Below are 16,144 nucleotides of genomic sequence, written 5' to 3' on the forward strand. Positions count from 1 at the left end.
CACCCCGCTTTCATGTGCTGAATTCAATTCGCTGCGCGCTTTTAGTGGACACACTAAAGCTGTAGCTTACAGAAAAGTGCGTTTTGGGTCTACCGCGGATGTGTCTCTAAAACACAAGATTGCGACAAAGGGGTGCATCGCACCCCAATCGCGGGCCAGGCCCATGCAAGACTCAGTGCAGTTCGAGCACATCCTGCATATCGTAAAGGCCAGGCTCACGCCCATCCAGCCACAGCGCTGCACGTACGGCACCTTTGGCAAAGGTCATGCGGCTGGAGGCCTTGTGGGTAATTTCCAGGCGCTCGCCTTCGGCAGCGAACAGCACGGTGTGATCACCCACCACATCGCCGGCACGCACGGTGGCGAAACCGATCGTCTTGCGATCACGCGCCCCCGTCTGCCCTTCACGGCCATACACGGCCACTTCCTGCAGGTCTCGGCCCAGCGCATTGGCAACCACTTCACCCATGCGCAGCGCCGTACCCGACGGGGCATCGACTTTGTGGCGGTGATGCGCCTCGATGATCTCGATATCGACATCATCGCCCAACACCCGAGCGGCCAGATCAAGCAGCTTGAGGCTGAGGTTCACACCCACGCTGAAGTTGGCGGCGAACACAATTGGAATGTCCTTACCTGCCTCAGCCAGCAACTGCTTTTCTTCAACCGTAAAACCGGTGGTACCGATGATCATCGCCTTGCCGTGCTTGCGGCAGAATGCGAGGTTTTTCAGGGTCACCGAAGGGTGAGTGAAGTCGATCAGCACGTCGAATTCGTCGGCGACCTTGGCCAGATCGTCGGACAACAACACACCAATCCGACCAAGAGCCGCCAGCTCTCCGGCATCAGCCCCAACGAGCGAGCTGTCAGGGCGATCGATCGCCGCCGTCAACCCTGCACCCGGCGCTTGTTGCACGGCTTCGATAAGGGTCTTGCCCATCCGCCCCGCCGCGCCCATCACTGCAATACGTCGCATAGCTTGTTCCTTGTCAGAGATCGCCGAAGAAGCGCTTCACGCCATCGAACCAGCCACTGGCCTTGGGCGAGTGGGAGCTGTCGCCTTCCAGCGAGTCACGCAGCTCTTCGAGCAGCTCGCGCTGGCGACGGCTGAGGTTGACCGGGGTTTCCACCGCCACACGGCACAGCAGGTCGCCCGCACCACCGCCGCGCACCGGCGCCACACCCTTGCCACGCAGGCGGAACTGCTTGCCGGTCTGGGTACCTTCCGGAATTTTCAGCTTCACGCGGCCATCCAGGGTCGGCACTTCCAGCTCGCCACCCAAGGCAGCATCGGTGTAGCTGATCGGCACTTCGCAATACAGGTGCTTGCCATCACGCTGGAAGATCTCGTGCTCACGCACGCTGATCACCACATACAGGTCGCCGGTCGGGCCACCATGGGTACCCGCCTCGCCCTCGCCAGACAGGCGGATGCGGTCGCCCGTATCGACGCCCGCCGGTACCTTGACCGACAGCGTCTTGTATTCCTCGACCCGGCCTTCGCCGTGGCACGAGGTGCATGGGTCGGTGATGATCTTGCCCTGGCCATGGCAGCGCGGGCAGGTCTGTTGTACCGAGAAGAAACCTTGCTGCATGCGCACCTGGCCGATGCCACCGCAAGTCGGGCAAGTCGATGGAGTCGAGCCCTTCTTGGCGCCGGAACCATCGCAAGGCTGGCAGTTGACCAAGGTAGGTACACGGATGCTGACCGTGGTGCCACGCACCGCTTCTTCCAGGTTCAGCTCCAGGGTGTAACGCAGGTCGCTGCCACGCTGGGCACCGCCACGACCACCACCACCACGGCCGCCACCGAAGAAGTCGCTGAATACATCGCCGAAGATGTCGGAGAAGTTGGCGCCGCCGAAACCAGCACCGCCGCCACCCATGCTTGGGTCTACGCCGGCATGGCCGTACTGGTCGAACGCCGCACGCTTGCTGGCATCAGACAGTACTTCGTAGGCCTCGTTGGCCTCTTTGAACTTGTCTTCCGACTCTTTATCGCCCGGGTTGCGGTCCGGGTGGTACTTCATCGCCAGTCGGCGGTAAGCCTTTTTGAGGTCAGCTTCGCTGGCGCCGCGCTCGACACCCAGAACCTCATAGTAATCACGCTTGGACATAGGTCATTTGCACCTTGTTGGGCGTCTGGCATCTGCGCCGCGCCATCAGTACCTGCCGCCCCTCCAGGAGCGCTGACAGATACTGTAAAAATTCTCGAATTCCAGATACGCCAACGCGGGAGCAAGCCCCCGCGCGGCGACATCCTACCAGCTCACCGCCAAACGGCGGTGAACTGGCCGACAACATGCAGGGATTACTGCTTGTTGTTGTCTTTCACTTCTTCGAACTCGGCGTCAACCACGTCATCGTGCTTGGCTTCCGGCTCGGCCTGCTGCGCGCCACCTTGAGGCTGCTCAGCCGACTGCTCGGCGTACATCTTCTGGGCAACCGGGGCAGAGACCTTGGACAGCTCTTCAACCTTGGCATCGATTGCGGCCTTGTCGTCGCCTTTGACAGCGGCTTCCAGGGCAACAACGGCAGCCTCGATGGCGGTTTTCTCTTCAGCGGTAACCTTGTCACCTGCGTCAGCGACCATCTTGCGGGTCGAGTGAACCAGCGCATCACCCTGGTTACGGGCAGCGGCCAGTTCTTCGAACTTGCGGTCTTCCTCGGCGTTGGCCTCGGCGTCACGCACCATGCGCTCGATTTCTTCGTCCGACAGGCCGGAGTTGGCCTTGATCACGATCGACTGCGACTTGCCGGTGGCCTTGTCTTTGGCGCTGACATGCAGGATGCCGTTGGCGTCGATGTCGAAGGTGACTTCGATTTGCGGCACGCCACGCGGCGCTGGCGGAATGTCAGCCAGGTCGAACTTGCCCAGCGACTTGTTCTGCGCAGCCTGCTTACGCTCGCCTTGCAGCACGTGAATGGTCACGGCGCCCTGGTTGTCGTCGGCAGTCGAGAACACCTGCGACTTCTTGGTCGGGATGGTGGTGTTCTTCTCGATCAGCGCGGTCATCACACCACCCATGGTTTCGATACCCAGGGTCAGCGGGCTGACGTCCAGCAGCAGTACGTCTTTCACGTCACCGGCCAGAACGGCGCCCTGGATGGCAGCACCCATGGCCACGGCTTCGTCCGGGTTGACGTCCTTGCGAGCTTCTTTACCGAAGAAGTCCGCAACGGTTTTCTGTACCAGCGGCATACGGGTCTGGCCACCGACCAGGATCACGTCGTCGATCTTGCTGGCGTCGATGCCGGCATCTTTCAGGGCGATGCGGCAAGGCTCGATGGTGCGCTGCACCAGCTCTTCAACCAGCGACTCCAGCTTGGCGCGGGAGATTTTCACGTTCAGGTGCTTAGGACCGGTGGCATCTGCAGTGATGTACGGCAGGTTGACGTCGGTCGACTGAGCGGACGACAGCTCGATCTTGGCCTTTTCAGCGGCTTCTTTCAGGCGCTGCATGGCCAGCGGGTCGCCCTTCAGGTTCATGCCGGTTTCTTTCTTGAACTCTTCGACCAGGTAGTCGATCAGCAGCATGTCGAAGTCTTCGCCACCCAGGAAGGTGTCGCCGTTGGTGGCCAGTACTTCGAACTGGTGCTCACCGTCGACTTCGGCGATTTCGATGACCGAAACGTCGAAGGTACCGCCACCCAGGTCATAAACGATGACAGTGTGGTCGCCCTTGGCCTTGTCCATGCCGTAGGCCAGTGCAGCGGCGGTCGGTTCGTTGATGATGCGTTTTACGTCCAGGCCCGCGATGCGGCCGGCGTCTTTGGTGGCCTGACGCTGGCTGTCGTTGAAGTAGGCCGGTACGGTGATGACTGCTTCGGTCACTGGCTCGCCGAGGTAGTCTTCGGCGGTTTTCTTCATCTTTTTCAGCACTTCGGCGCTGATTTGCGGCGGTGCCATTTTCTGGCCGTTCACTTCAACCCAGGCGTCACCGTTGTCGGCCTTGGCGATTTTGTACGGAACCAGCTGGATGTCTTTCTGCACGACCTGCTCTTCGAAGCGGCGGCCGATCAGGCGCTTTACCGCGAACAGGGTGTTGTGCGGGTTGGTGACAGCCTGGCGCTTGGCCGACTGACCTACGAGGATTTCGCCATCGTTGGCGTAGGCCACGATCGAAGGGGTAGTACGCGCACCTTCGGCGTTTTCGATGACCTTGACGTTACCGTTTTCCAGAATGGAGACGCACGAGTTGGTGGTCCCCAGGTCGATACCGATGATTTTGCCCATGTTAACTCTCCCGAAACTTGAATTTGGTAGCAGCGACTACTTTGGCCAACTGCGGTAATACTTGAAGGCTTGACACCTAGATGGGGATGCCCCGATGGATTTCAAGCCTTTTCATTGATCGAGGGTTGCGCCGCGCTCGGCGCCTTGCTGACCACCACCATGGCGGGGCGCAACAGGCGGCCGTTCAGCAGGTAACCCTTCTGGAACACGTTCAGCACGCTGTTTGGCTCTACTTCAGCGTTTTCCTGCATGGCCATGGCCTGATGGTGGTCAGGATTGAATGGCTGGCCGTGCGGATCGACAGCTTCGAGGTTGTAGCGCTTGAGGGTGTCCTGGAACATCTTCAAGGTCAGCTCGACGCCTTCACGGATCTGCTTGACGTGCTCATCCTCGGCACTGGAGTGTGCCAGGGCCAGCTCCAGGCTATCGATCACCGGCAGCAGGTCGCTGGAGAATTTCTCCAGGGCGAACTTGCGGGCCTTGTCGACTTCCTGCTCGGCGCGACGAATGCTGTTCTGCGCTTCCGCAGCGACACGCAGCGACTGATCCTTGGCGGCGGCCAGCTGCTCCTCGAGTTCCAGAACACGGGCGTCCGCAGTGGTTTCTGCACCGGTTTCTTCAACGTTAAGGTCTTTTTCGTTCAGCTGTTCGTCAGCCATGGGGTCTCTCCTGCGCAATTTTGTGGACTGCGAGCCAGGCTCGCCTTGGATGTCGGCTATATGGGGCCGGAAAAACCAGCTTCAAGGGGCAAGGTGGTTTTCCGGGCAGTAACAGAATCTGCCAAGGAGCATTGGCAGGCCTGAAAAAAGTACTGTATAAATAACCAGACCTGACTTTCGGGAGCCGCCCCCATGCTGGTGCACCTGTCCATTCACAACTACGCCATCGTCGAGCACCTCGACCTCGAAATTGCCCGCGGCATGTCCGTCATCACCGGCGAGACCGGTGCCGGCAAATCGATCATGCTCGACGCCCTCGGCCTTGCCCTGGGCGACCGGGCCGACAGCGGCGTGGTGCGCCCCGGCACCGACAAGGCGGACATCCTCGCCACCTTCGACCTGGTGGACATTCCCGAGGCCCATGCCTGGCTGGCCGAACGCGACCTGGACAACGACGGCCTGTGCATCCTGCGCCGGGTCATCACCGCCGAAGGCCGCAGCCGCGGCTACATCAACGGCACGCCCTGCCCGCTCGGCGACCTCAAGGCGCTGGGCGAACTGCTGATCGATATCCACAGCCAGCACGAACACCAGTCGCTGCTCAAGACCGATACTCACCGCCGCCTGCTCGACGAGTACGCGGGTGCCGTCGACCTGGCCCGCCAGGTGCAACTGGCGGCCAAGCGCTGGAACCAAACGCGCCTGGAGCTGGAACGGTTGTCCAACTCCGGCGATGAGCAGCGCGCCCGCCACCAGTTGCTGAGCTACCAACTGGAAGAGCTGGACAACCTTGGCCTGGGTGAACACGAACTGGAACACCTGGAGCAGGAGCACAAGAACCTGACCAGCGCCGAAGCGCTGTTCGGCATCTGCCGCCAGGTTATCGATCAGTGCAGTGAAAGCGATTCGGGCAACGTGCTGAGCGCCCTCACCTCCAGCCTCAACCGGCTGGGTGCAGCCACCAACTCACCCAAAGCCCTGGGAGAAGCAGCCAACCTGATTGCCAGTGCACAGATCCAGGTAGAAGAAGCCGTAGGCGAGCTCAACCGCTTCCTCGACAACTTCGACGCCGACCCTATGCGCCTGCAAGCCTTGGAAGAACGCCTCGACACCATCTATACGCTGGCGCGCAAACATCGCGTGCACCCCACCGAGCTGCCTCACCTGCAGCAGCAGTTGATGGAAGAGATCGAGGGCCTTAACGCCAGCGACGAGTCAATCGAGCGATTGGGCGAAGAGCTTGCCGCCTTCGCCCAGCACTATAAAGAGAAGGCTCGCGAACTCAGCGGCCTGCGCCAGCAAGCGGCGCAGCAGCTGGCAGGCGCAGTGGAGCAAGAAATCCAACGCCTGGGCATGCCTGGTGGGCGCTTCTGCATCGACCTGACGCCCAACGAAGGCGCAGATTTGTCGCCTCACGGCCTGGAGCAGATCGAGCTGCTGGTCAGCGCCAACCCCGGTCAGCCGCTCAAAGGGCTGGCAAAGGTAGCCTCAGGCGGCGAACTGTCGCGTATCAGCCTGGCGATTCAGGTGATTACCGCGCAGACCTCGCGGATCCCCACCTTGGTGTTCGACGAAGTCGACGTGGGTATCGGCGGCCCCACTGCAGAAATCGTCGGGCAACTGCTGCGCCGCCTGGGCGAGCGCGGGCAGGTACTGACCGTGACCCACCTGCCGCAGGTGGCCGCACAAGGGCATCACCACCTGTTCGTGCACAAGGTGCGCAACAGCGATACCACCCACACTGCCGTGGCCAGCCTGGGCAAGCGTGAGCGGGTCGAGGAAGTGGCGCGAATGCTAGGCGGCATCGACCTGACCAAGGAATCCCTGGCGCATGCGCGCAAGATGGTCGTAAGCGGCAAAGCCTGACCCCTTCCTGTTCGAACCCTCCAAAAGCACAAAGGCGACCCTAGGGTCGCCTTTGTCATTCATAACGATAAAAAATCGTTACTTCTTCTTACGCACATACAGGACCAGATTGTGGTCCACCAGCTCGTAGCCATGCTCGGCCACGATTTCGCGCTGGCGCTTCTCGATTTCGGCGTCCATGAACTCGATGACTTCACTGGTATCCACGTTCACCATGTGGTCGTGGTGACCACCATCGGCCAACTCGAACACGGCGTGGCCGCCGTCGAAGTTGTGGCGAACCACCAGGCCCGCCGCTTCGAACTGGGTCAGTACGCGATAGACGGTGGCCAGGCCTACGTCCTCGCCTGCTTCCATCAGCGCCTTGTAGACATCTTCGGCGCTCATGTGACGCTGCTCGGTGGAATCGAGCATCTGAAGGATCTTGACTCGAGGCAGGGTCACCTTGAGACCGGCTTTGCGCAATTCGCTATTTTCAACCATGGTCAGCTTTCTCGCCGATGCTGCTTCGCAGCTTCTCTTAATACGGGTATGATCGGGGTTTACGTTGTCCAGCCAAGATAGTGGAAGTCGCCCACCGATGCAAAACACCAAGCTCTTGCTAAACAGCCTCGCCCTCGCGGGACTGCTCGCACTCGCCGGTTGCTCGTTTCCCGGGGTTTACAAAATCGACATCCAGCAGGGCAATGTCGTCACGCAAGACATGATAGACCAATTACGCCCCGGAATGACCCGACGGCAAGTAAGGTTTATCATGGGCAACCCGCTGATTCAGGACACCTTCAACACCAACCGTTGGGACTACCTGTACAGCCTGCAGCCAGGGGGCGGTAAACGTCAGCAAGAACGCATGAGCGTGTTCTTCAACGAAAGCGACCAGCTGGTCAGCCTGTCTGGCGACTTTATGCCAGGTGTCAGCCGCGACCAGGAAATCCTCGGCGGCAGCAGCGACACCACGGTCAGCCCGGCCACCGAACCAGGCCAGGCCGAACAGCCAGCCGCGCAGCCTGTGGAAAAACCAGCCAAGCCTGGCTCGACCGAAGAGTCCATCCAGCGCGAAATCGACACCATCGAGACCACCCCGGTCCCGACCCCCGCACCGCTGGAAACCCGCTAATCGGGCCAGCAGGCACAAAAAAGCCCGGACGTGTTCCGGGCTTTTTATTTTCGCTCGCTTAATCAGGCATTCAGTTGCTTGGCGCGCTGGCAGAAAGCATCAACCAAGGTGTTGGCCGCCTGGTTGAACAGCGGGCCCAACGTGGCGCGCACAATCGGCCCGGCATAGTCGAAGGACAGGTCCAGGCTGATCTTGCAGGCCTTTTCACCGAGCGGCTTGAACACCCACACACCATGCAGCTGGGTGAACGGCCCTTCTTCGAGGTTCATCTCGATGGACTGCCCCGGTACCAGCACGTTACGCGTGACGAAGTGCTGGCTCATGCCCCCCTTGGCCACTTCGAGCCTGGCGCGCATATGCGTCTCGCTGGCTTCCATTACCGTCGAAGCCGAGCACCACGGCAGAAACTCAGGGTAGCTGGCCACATCGTTGACCAGATCGTAGAGCGCCTGGGCGGGATATGGCAGCAGGGCAGAGCGTTGAATATGGGTAGTCATCCAGGCGTCACTTCCAAGGCTGGGTGGCGGCGCTTCGCAGCGTGCCGAAAACAGGTTCTGTGCGTATGACAGGGTTTGTATTGTCCGGTATTCATTCCGGTGGCTCAAGCACACCGAAATCCCATAGCGGACGACGCGCGGACTTGCCTATAATGCCGCCCCTATGGCTAAGCAAAAAAAACATCCGACCGGGACCATCGCGCAAAACAAGAAAGCGCGACACGATTACTTCATCGAACACAAGTTCGAGGCCGGGCTGGTCCTGTCCGGCTGGGAAGTAAAAAGCCTGCGCGCCGGCAAGGCACACCTGACGGACAGCTACGTGCTGCTCAAGGACGGTGAAGCCTGGCTGTTCGGCAGCCACATCACCCCGCTGACCACCGCCAGCACCCACGTCATCGCCGACCCCATCCGCACCCGCAAGCTGCTGCTGAACAAGCGCGAGCTGGAGCGCCTGGAAGCTGCCGTGGCGCAAAAAGGCTACACCTGCGTAGCCTTGGCGCTGTACTGGAGCAAGCACCTGATCAAGTGCGAAATCGCACTGGGCAAGGGCAAGAAGGAATTCGACAAGCGCGACACCATGCGCGAACGCGATTCCAACCGCGAGCTGCAGCGGGCTGTGCGGAACAAAGGCAAAGAAGACTAAAACCTTCTTTGTCGGCAGCGCGATCAGTGTAGGAGCGGCCTTGTGTCGCGATGGGCTGCGAAGCAGCCCCGGCAATCTCGGCTCATTGCCGAAGCCCTAGGGCTGCTTCGCAGCCCATCGCGACACAAGGCCGCTCCTACACTAACCGCACTTGCCTGAAAATAGTGAGTCAGCGCCCGCTACGCCGCTCCGCCCGCGCCACGCGCTGCGCTTCCTCATGCGCCTCTTCCAGCACCTCCTGCACATACAGAATGTGCCGGCTGGACACCTCCCGCGCATCCTCCGCCCTGCCCTCGACAATCGCCAGGTACAGCTCCCGGTGCTGACTGATCAGCATGTCCCGCGTCTCGGTGCGCTGCTGGTACATGCCGCCAATGTTGGTCACCACGTTGCGCTTGAGCAGGTCGAACAGCCCTCGGATGGTGTGCAGCAACACTGCGTTGTGGCTGGCCTCGGCAATCGCCAGGTGGAAGCTTGCGTCGGCTGCGCCCTCTTCCGCCCGGGTCACTTCATCGACCCGGGCATAGCAGTCCTGCAGCGCATCGAAGGCCGCCTTCAACCGCGCCCGGTCCGGCTCGGTGGCGCGCTGGGCCGCGTAATAGGCACACGACGCCTCCAGGGTATGACGGAATTCAAGCAGGTCTCGCTGCGCCTCGGCACTGTGCTCAAGCAACTGCAGCAACGGGTCGCTGAAGGTTGACCCCAACGACTCGGCAACAAAATTGCCCCCGCCCTGACGGCTGACCAGCAGCCCCTTGGCCACCAGTTTCTGGATCGCCTCACGCAATGACGGGCGAGACACGCCGAACTGTTCGGCAAGGACGCGCTCGGCCGGCAGCCGCTGCCCCGAGGTCAGCGTACCTTCCAGAATCATCCCTTCCAGACGATCGACAATGTCGTCGGACAGGCGCCGTTGGCGGACCTGATCAAAAACCATCACATGCTCTCCACAAACCCCCGGCAAATTTCAGGGGGCGCCTATTCTCGCCGATCCAGGCCGCGCAAACACCCATCAAGCCGCGATTTTCCCAGCGTATCAGGTGCCCGCTCATCGGCACGCGACCAAAGTTTTGCACGGGACAAATTGACACACCCACGACAGCGCTTTTAACCTAGCGTCCAGCCATTGTAAATTGGTCTTACCAATTATCCAATGCCAGTGCTGACCAACAACAATTAGGGGCCACCCCATATGCAAACCTGGCAACAACTCTATAGCCCGCTTGGTAGTCTTGGCCTGTCCGCACTGGCGGCGGTCATTCCCATCGTGTTCTTCTTCCTTGCCCTCGCCGTGTTCCGCCTTAAAGGCCACGTAGCCGGCAGCATCACCCTCGCGTTGTCGATCCTGGTGGCCATCTTCGCCTTCCAGATGCCTGTCGACATGGCATTCGCCGCCGCGGGTTATGGTTTCCTCTATGGCCTCTGGCCAATTGCCTGGATCATCGTTGCCGCGGTGTTCCTGTACAAACTCACGGTCAAGAGCGGCCAGTTCGAAGTGATCCGCAGCTCGGTGCTGTCGATTACCGACGACCAGCGCCTGCAAGTGCTGCTGATCGGCTTCTGCTTCGGTGCCTTCCTGGAAGGTGCGGCAGGCTTTGGCGCACCGGTGGCAATCACTGCCGCGCTGCTGGTGGGCCTGGGCTTCAATCCGCTGTACGCCGCCGGCCTGTGCCTGATCGCCAACACCGCACCTGTAGCCTTTGGCGCCCTGGGCATCCCGATCATCGTGGCCGGCCAGGTGACGGGCATCGACGCCTTCCACATCGGCGCCATGACCGGTCGCCAGCTGCCGCTGCTGTCGCTGTTCGTGCCGTTCTGGCTGGTGTTCATGATGGACGGCCTGCGTGGCGTGAAAGAAACCTGGCCTGCCGCCCTGGTCGCCGGCCTGAGCTTCGCCGTCACCCAGTACTTCACCTCGAACTTCATCGGCCCGGAACTGCCCGACATCACCTCGGCCCTGGCCAGCCTGATCGCCCTGACCCTGTTCCTGAAAGTCTGGCAGCCCAAGCGTTCGTTCAGCGAAGCCAAGGGCAGCGTCGGCGCGGCGGTTGTGCAGCCAAGCGGCAGCCAGCCTAGCCCGTACAGCTTTGGCGAGATCTTCAAGGCCTGGTCGCCGTTCCTGATCCTCACCGTGCTGGTCACCATCTGGACCCTGAAGCCGTTCAAGGCAGCGTTCGCCCCGGGCGGCGCGATGTACAACTTCGTGTTCAACTTCGCCATCCCGCACCTCGACCAGCTGGTGATCAAGACCGCACCGATCGTTGCCGCGCCAACCGCCATGCCTGCGGTATTCAAGCTCGACCCGATCTCCGCCACCGGCACCGCGATCTTCCTCTCGGCGCTGATTTCCATGGCCGTGCTGAAGATCAACTTCAAAACTGGTCTGACCACTTTCAAAGAGACCTTCTGGGAGCTGCGCTGGCCGATCCTGTCGATCGGCATGGTGCTGGCCTTCGCCTTCGTCACCAACTACTCGGGCATGTCTTCGACCATGGCCCTGGTACTGGCCGGCACCGGCGCCGCGTTCCCGTTCTTCTCGCCGTTCCTCGGCTGGCTGGGCGTGTTCCTGACCGGTTCCGACACGTCGTCCAACGCCCTGTTCAGCTCGCTGCAGGCCACCACCGCGCACCAGATCGGGGTCAACGACACCCTGCTGGTAGCCGCCAACACCAGCGGCGGCGTGACCGGCAAGATGATCTCGCCGCAATCGATCGCCGTGGCCTGCGCCGCTACCGGCCTGGTGGGCAAGGAATCCGACCTGTTCCGCTTCACCGTCAAGCACAGCCTGTTCTTCGCCACCATCGTCGGCCTGATCACCCTGATCCAGGCTTACTGGCTGACCGGCATGCTGGTTCATCACTAAAGTGAAAGGGGCCGGGCGCCATCGCGCGCCCGGCACTCCCCACAAGCAACGCTGCGAGAATCCATGATCATTTCTGCCTCTACCGACTATCGCGCCGCGGCCCAACGCAAGCTGCCTCCTTTCCTGTTCCACTATGCCGACGGCGGTGCCTACGCCGAGCACACCCTGCGCCACAACGTGTCGGACCTGGCCAGCATTGCCCTGCGCCAGCGCGTGCTGAACAACATGTCCGAGCTCAGCCTTGAGACCAAACTGTTCGACGAAACGCTGAGCATGCCCGTGGCCCTGGCCCCGGTCGGCCTTACCGGCATGTATGCCCGCCGTGGCGAAGTGCAGGCCGCCCGCGCGGCAGCCGCCCACGGCATCCCGTTCACCATGTCTACGGTGTCGGTGTGCCCGATCGAAGAAGTGGCCCCGGCCATCGACCGGCCGATGTGGTTCCAGCTGTACGTGCTGAAAGACCGCGGCTTCATGCGCAACGCGCTGGAGCGGGCCAAGGCTGCCGGAGTGAAGACCTTGGTGTTCACCGTCGACATGCCCGTACCCGGCGCCCGCTACCGCGACGCCCATTCCGGCATGAGCGGCAAGAACGGCCCGCTGCGCCGCGTGCTGCAGGCCATGACCCACCCTGAATGGGCATGGGACGTCGGCGTGATGGGCCGCCCGCATGACCTGGGCAACATCTCCAAGTACCGTGGCAACCCCACCGGCCTTGCCGACTACATCGGCTGGCTGGGCAACAACTTCGACCCGTCCATCTCCTGGAAAGACCTGGAGTGGATCCGCGAGTACTGGGACGGCCCGATGATCATCAAAGGCATCCTCGACGCCGATGACGCCCGCGATGCGGTCAAGTTCGGTGCCGACGGTATCGTGGTGTCCAACCACGGCGGCCGCCAGCTCGATGGCGTGCTGTCCAGTGCCCGCGCCCTGCCGGCGATTGCCGACGCGGTCAAAGGCGACCTGAAGATTCTCGCCGACTCCGGCATCCGCAGCGGCCTCGACGTGGTACGCATGATCGCCCTGGGCGCCGACACCGTGCTGATCGGCCGCGCCTTCCTCTACGCCTTGGCCGTGCATGGTCAGGCCGGCGTGAAAAACCTGCTGGAGCTGTTCGAGAAAGAAATGCGCGTGGCCATGGTGCTGACCGGCGCCAAGTCGATCAGCGAGATCACCCGCGACTCGCTGGTACGCGAACTGGGCGCCTGACCGCCTGCAAGAACGACCGCCTGATTGACCCGGGGCATGTGGCGCACAGACGCCACGGCCCCGCGAGGAGACTGCATGAGCCTGCCCGCCGCGTTCCTGCGTGATGCCGAGCGCCTGATACCCGCCGAACGCCGCTTCGACGACCCCACTTCCACCCTGGCCTTTGGCACCGACGCCAGCTTCTACCGGCTGATCCCCAAGCTGGTGGTGCGTGTCGAGTCCGAAGACGAAGTGGTTGGCCTGATCAAACTGGCCCAGCGCGAGCGGGTGCCGGTCACCTTCCGCGCCGCCGGCACCAGCCTGTCTGGCCAGGCCATCACCGACTCGGTGCTGATCGTGCTTGGCGATAGCTGGGGGGGTAAAGAAATTCGCGGCCAGGGCGAGCAGATCCGCCTGCAACCCGGCGTCATCGGCGCCCAGGCCAACGCCTGGCTGGCCCCCTTCGGGCGCAAGATCGGCCCGGACCCTGCCTCGATCAACGCCTGCAAGATCGGCGGTATCGTCGCCAACAATGCCAGTGGCATGTGCTGCGGCACCGCGCAAAACACTTACCACACCCTGGCCGGCCTGCGCCTGGTGCTGGCCGACGGCACCCGCCTGGACAGTGAAGACCCGGCCAGCGTGGCCGCCTTTGAACGCAGCCATGCCGACCTGCTGGAGGCGCTGGCCCGCCTGGGCCGCGAAACCCGCGCCAACACGGCACTGGCGGAGCGCATTCGGCACAAATACCGGCTGAAGAACACCACCGGCCTGTCGCTGAACGCACTGGTGGACTTCGACCAGCCGCTGGACATCCTGCAGCACCTGCTGGTGGGCTCCGAAGGCACGCTGGGCTTTATCAGCGCCGTCACCTACGACACCGTGCCCGACCACCCGCACAAGGCCAGTGCCCTGCTGGTGTTCCCCAGTGTCGAAAGCTGCTGCCGCGCGGTCACCGTGCTCAAGCGCCAGCCGGTTTCGGCCGTGGAGCTGCTCGACCGCCGCAGCCTGCGCTCGGTGCAGAACATGCCCGGCATGCCGCTGTGGGTAAAAGGACTGTCGGACAACGCCTGCGCCCTGCTGATCGAGTCCCGCGCCGCCAGCCAGAGCCTGCTGCACGAGCAACTGCAACAGGTAATGGCCTCCATCGCCGATTTCCCGCTGGAACAACAGGTGGACTTCAGCGAAGACCCGGCTGTGTACAACCAGCTGTGGAAAATCCGCAAGGACACCTTCCCCGCTGTCGGCGCCGTGCGCCAGACCGGCACCACGGTCATCATCGAAGACGTGACCTTCCCCATCGAGCAGCTGGCCGAAGGCGTCAACCGCCTGATCCAGCTGTTCGACAAGCACCGCTATGACGAGGCGATCATTTTCGGCCACGCGCTGGAAGGCAACCTGCACTTCGTCTTCACCCAGGGCTTCAACAGCGCCGAGGAAGTCGCCCGCTACCAGGCCTTCATGGACGACGTGGCGCAACTGGTGGCCGTGGAGTTCGGCGGCTCGCTGAAGGCCGAACACGGCACCGGGCGCAACATGGCGCCGTTCGTGGAGCTGGAATGGGGGCATGACGCCTACCAGCTGATGTGGACGCTCAAGCGCCTGCTCGACCCCAACGGCATCCTCAACCCTGACGTGGTGCTGAGCGAAGACCCGGACATCCACCTGAAGAACCTCAAACCGCTACCTGCCGCCGACGAAATCGTCGACAAGTGCATCGAGTGCGGCTTCTGCGAACCGGTGTGCCCGTCCAAGGGGCTGACCCTCAGCCCGCGCCAGCGCATCGTCATGTGGCGTGACATCAAGGCCAAGCAGCGCGCCGGCATCGACACCCGCGAACTGATGCAGACCTACCAGTACCAAGGCATCGACACCTGCGCCGCCACCGGCCTGTGCGCCCAGCGCTGCCCGGTCGGCATCAACACCGGCGAACTGGTGAAAAAACTGCGCAGCCAATCTGCCGACCACGGCAAGACCGCTGACTGGCTGGCCGAGCACTTCCACACCGCACTGGGCGGCGCCCGCCTGACCCTGACTGCCGCCAACACCGCACGCAAGCTGCTCGGCGCCCCCCGCCTGGGCCGCCTGACCGCGTCGCTGAGCAAAGCCAGCAAAGGCCGCCTTCCGCAGTGGACCCCGGCCATGCCACAGCCGCTGCGCCCGCTGGACTTCGGCCCGGCCAGCAACGACGCCCGCCCCCGCGTGGTGTACCTGGCCGCCTGTGTTTCACGGGTGATGGGCCCGGCCTATGCCGACCGCGAGCAAAGTTCGCTGCTGGACAAAACCCGCGCCCTGCTGGAAAAGGCCGGCTATCAGGTGGTGTTCCCCGACAACGCCGACAGCCTGTGCTGCGGCCAGCCGTTCGCCTCCAAGGGCTACCCCGAACAGGCCGAGCACAAGCGCCAGGAACTGATCAACGCCCTACTGCACGCCAGCCGCGGCGGCCTTGACCCGATCTACTGCGACACCAGCCCCTGCACCCTGCGCCTGGTGCAAGACCTGGGCGAAACACGGCTGGACCTGTACGACCCCGTGCGCTTCATCCGCACACACCTGCTCGACCGCCTGGAGTTCACCCCCCAGGACGAGCCGGTGGCTGTACACGTGACGTGCAGCACCCAGCACCTGGGTGAGAGCCAGGCCTTGATCGACCTGGCGCGACGTTGCAGCAAACAGGTGGTGATCCCGGAGGGCATTCATTGCTGCGGCTTTGCCGGCGACAAAGGCTTCACCACCCCCGAGCTCAATGCCCACTCACTGCGCAGCCTGAAGGATGCGGTGCAGTATTGCAGCGAAGGCATCTCCACCAGCCGCACCTGCGAGATCGGCCTGTCGAGCCATAGCGGCATCGACTACCACGGCCTGGTCTACCTGGTGGACCGCGTCACCCGGCCGCGCAGTATTTAGGCTGGAGGGGTTCGCCGTTAGGTTTGCGGCGCCTGGTAGATCGAGCGCCGCCCGCGCGGCGCATCGCGAGCAAGCTCGCTCCTACATTTGTTTCGGGCCAATTATTCCTGTGGGGTTTGCGCGCGAACGCCTTGGCGCATGGCTCGATATCGCGCCGTACAAAC

Annotated in this window: 13 protein-coding genes; 6 read left to right on the forward strand and 7 right to left on the reverse strand. The window is 62.4% G+C overall.

Annotated features, from left to right (window positions below):
* Positions 1–172 precede the first annotated feature (172 nt).
* The 4 genes from dapB to grpE all read right to left on the reverse strand — a co-directional run bounded on the left by dapB (position 173) and on the right by grpE (position 4,896).
* Positions 173–976, reverse strand: a complete 804-nt coding sequence (gene dapB, locus QQ992_RS24475; RefSeq protein WP_200928809.1) for a 4-hydroxy-tetrahydrodipicolinate reductase — start codon at positions 974–976, stop codon at positions 173–175.
* A gap of 13 nt (positions 977–989) precedes the next feature.
* Positions 990–2,117, reverse strand: a complete 1,128-nt coding sequence (dnaJ, locus tag QQ992_RS24480) for a molecular chaperone DnaJ (RefSeq protein ID WP_019098160.1) — start codon at positions 2,115–2,117, stop codon at positions 990–992.
* A gap of 194 nt (positions 2,118–2,311) precedes the next feature.
* Positions 2,312–4,237, reverse strand: coding sequence for a molecular chaperone DnaK (gene dnaK / locus QQ992_RS24485; protein ID WP_105948694.1), 1,926 nt, complete (start codon positions 4,235–4,237; stop codon positions 2,312–2,314).
* A gap of 101 nt (positions 4,238–4,338) precedes the next feature.
* Positions 4,339–4,896, reverse strand: a complete 558-nt coding sequence (gene grpE / locus QQ992_RS24490) for a nucleotide exchange factor GrpE (protein WP_274080290.1) — start codon at positions 4,894–4,896, stop codon at positions 4,339–4,341.
* Positions 4,897–5,088: 192 nt separating this feature from the next.
* Between grpE and recN the strand changes: the two genes are divergently transcribed.
* On the forward strand, positions 5,089–6,762 hold the full coding sequence (gene recN, locus QQ992_RS24495; RefSeq protein WP_110742383.1) for a DNA repair protein RecN: 1,674 nt from the start codon (positions 5,089–5,091) through the stop codon (positions 6,760–6,762).
* A gap of 78 nt (positions 6,763–6,840) precedes the next feature.
* Here recN and fur read toward each other — a convergent pair whose 3' ends face one another.
* Positions 6,841–7,245: a ferric iron uptake transcriptional regulator gene (gene fur / locus QQ992_RS24500; RefSeq protein ID WP_012274258.1), complete on the reverse strand. Its 405-nt coding sequence runs from the start codon at positions 7,243–7,245 to the stop codon at positions 6,841–6,843.
* Between the two features lie 97 nt (positions 7,246–7,342).
* Between fur and QQ992_RS24505 the strand changes: the two genes are divergently transcribed.
* Positions 7,343–7,879: an outer membrane protein assembly factor BamE gene (locus QQ992_RS24505; protein ID WP_025754268.1), complete on the forward strand. Its 537-nt coding sequence runs from the start codon at positions 7,343–7,345 to the stop codon at positions 7,877–7,879.
* A gap of 62 nt (positions 7,880–7,941) precedes the next feature.
* Here the strand turns inward: QQ992_RS24505 and QQ992_RS24510 are convergent, their stop codons facing one another.
* Entirely contained in the window at positions 7,942–8,376 is a 435-nt protein-coding gene (locus tag QQ992_RS24510; RefSeq protein WP_060498454.1) for a type II toxin-antitoxin system RatA family toxin, read from the reverse strand.
* 163 nt (positions 8,377–8,539) lie between these two features.
* Between QQ992_RS24510 and smpB the strand changes: the two genes are divergently transcribed.
* Complete coding sequence (smpB, locus tag QQ992_RS24515) at positions 8,540–9,022, forward strand: SsrA-binding protein SmpB (RefSeq protein ID WP_012274261.1); 483 nt, start codon at positions 8,540–8,542, stop codon at positions 9,020–9,022.
* A gap of 169 nt (positions 9,023–9,191) precedes the next feature.
* Here the strand turns inward: smpB and QQ992_RS24520 are convergent, their stop codons facing one another.
* Entirely contained in the window at positions 9,192–9,959 is a 768-nt protein-coding gene (locus QQ992_RS24520; RefSeq protein ID WP_019098164.1) for an FCD domain-containing protein, read from the reverse strand.
* A gap of 255 nt (positions 9,960–10,214) precedes the next feature.
* On the opposite strand from QQ992_RS24520, the gene QQ992_RS24525 reads away from it, so the two are divergent.
* The 3 genes from QQ992_RS24525 to QQ992_RS24535 all read left to right on the forward strand — a co-directional run bounded on the left by QQ992_RS24525 (position 10,215) and on the right by QQ992_RS24535 (position 15,980).
* Entirely contained in the window at positions 10,215–11,885 is a 1,671-nt protein-coding gene (locus QQ992_RS24525) for a lactate permease LctP family transporter (protein ID WP_019098165.1), read from the forward strand.
* 63 nt (positions 11,886–11,948) lie between these two features.
* Positions 11,949–13,094, forward strand: coding sequence for an FMN-dependent L-lactate dehydrogenase LldD (gene lldD / locus QQ992_RS24530; protein WP_016712100.1), 1,146 nt, complete (start codon positions 11,949–11,951; stop codon positions 13,092–13,094).
* Between the two features lie 75 nt (positions 13,095–13,169).
* Positions 13,170–15,980 carry an FAD-binding and (Fe-S)-binding domain-containing protein gene (locus QQ992_RS24535; protein ID WP_286111352.1) on the forward strand — a complete coding sequence of 937 codons (2,811 nt, stop codon included), beginning with the start codon at positions 13,170–13,172 and terminating at the stop codon, positions 15,978–15,980.
* The last annotated feature ends 164 nt before the right edge of the window (positions 15,981–16,144 follow it).

It is taken from the genome of Pseudomonas kurunegalensis (genome assembly GCF_030291635.1).
Taxonomy (GTDB): Bacteria; Pseudomonadota; Gammaproteobacteria; order Pseudomonadales; family Pseudomonadaceae; genus Aquipseudomonas; species Aquipseudomonas monteilii.

Bases quoted from the DNA above. Each gene is read 5' to 3' on its own strand.
- dapB (WP_200928809.1), bottom strand. From the start codon at position 976: ATGCGACGTATTGCAGTGATGGGCGCGGCGGGGCGGATGGGCAAGACC.
- grpE (WP_274080290.1), bottom strand. From the start codon at position 4,896: ATGGCTGACGAACAGCTGAACGAAAAAGACCTTAACGTTGAAGAAACC.
- QQ992_RS24535 (WP_286111352.1), top strand. From the start codon at position 13,170: ATGAGCCTGCCCGCCGCGTTCCTGCGTGATGCCGAGCGCCTGATACCC.
- recN (WP_110742383.1), top strand. From the start codon at position 5,089: ATGCTGGTGCACCTGTCCATTCACAACTACGCCATCGTCGAGCACCTC.
- lldD (WP_016712100.1), top strand. From the start codon at position 11,949: ATGATCATTTCTGCCTCTACCGACTATCGCGCCGCGGCCCAACGCAAG.
- QQ992_RS24505 (WP_025754268.1), top strand. From the start codon at position 7,343: ATGCAAAACACCAAGCTCTTGCTAAACAGCCTCGCCCTCGCGGGACTG.
- smpB (WP_012274261.1), top strand. From the start codon at position 8,540: ATGGCTAAGCAAAAAAAACATCCGACCGGGACCATCGCGCAAAACAAG.
- QQ992_RS24520 (WP_019098164.1), bottom strand. From the start codon at position 9,959: ATGGTTTTTGATCAGGTCCGCCAACGGCGCCTGTCCGACGACATTGTC.
- fur (WP_012274258.1), bottom strand. From the start codon at position 7,245: ATGGTTGAAAATAGCGAATTGCGCAAAGCCGGTCTCAAGGTGACCCTG.
- dnaJ (WP_019098160.1), bottom strand. From the start codon at position 2,117: ATGTCCAAGCGTGATTACTATGAGGTTCTGGGTGTCGAGCGCGGCGCC.
- dnaK (WP_105948694.1), bottom strand. From the start codon at position 4,237: ATGGGCAAAATCATCGGTATCGACCTGGGGACCACCAACTCGTGCGTC.
- QQ992_RS24510 (WP_060498454.1), bottom strand. From the start codon at position 8,376: ATGACTACCCATATTCAACGCTCTGCCCTGCTGCCATATCCCGCCCAG.
- QQ992_RS24525 (WP_019098165.1), top strand. From the start codon at position 10,215: ATGCAAACCTGGCAACAACTCTATAGCCCGCTTGGTAGTCTTGGCCTG.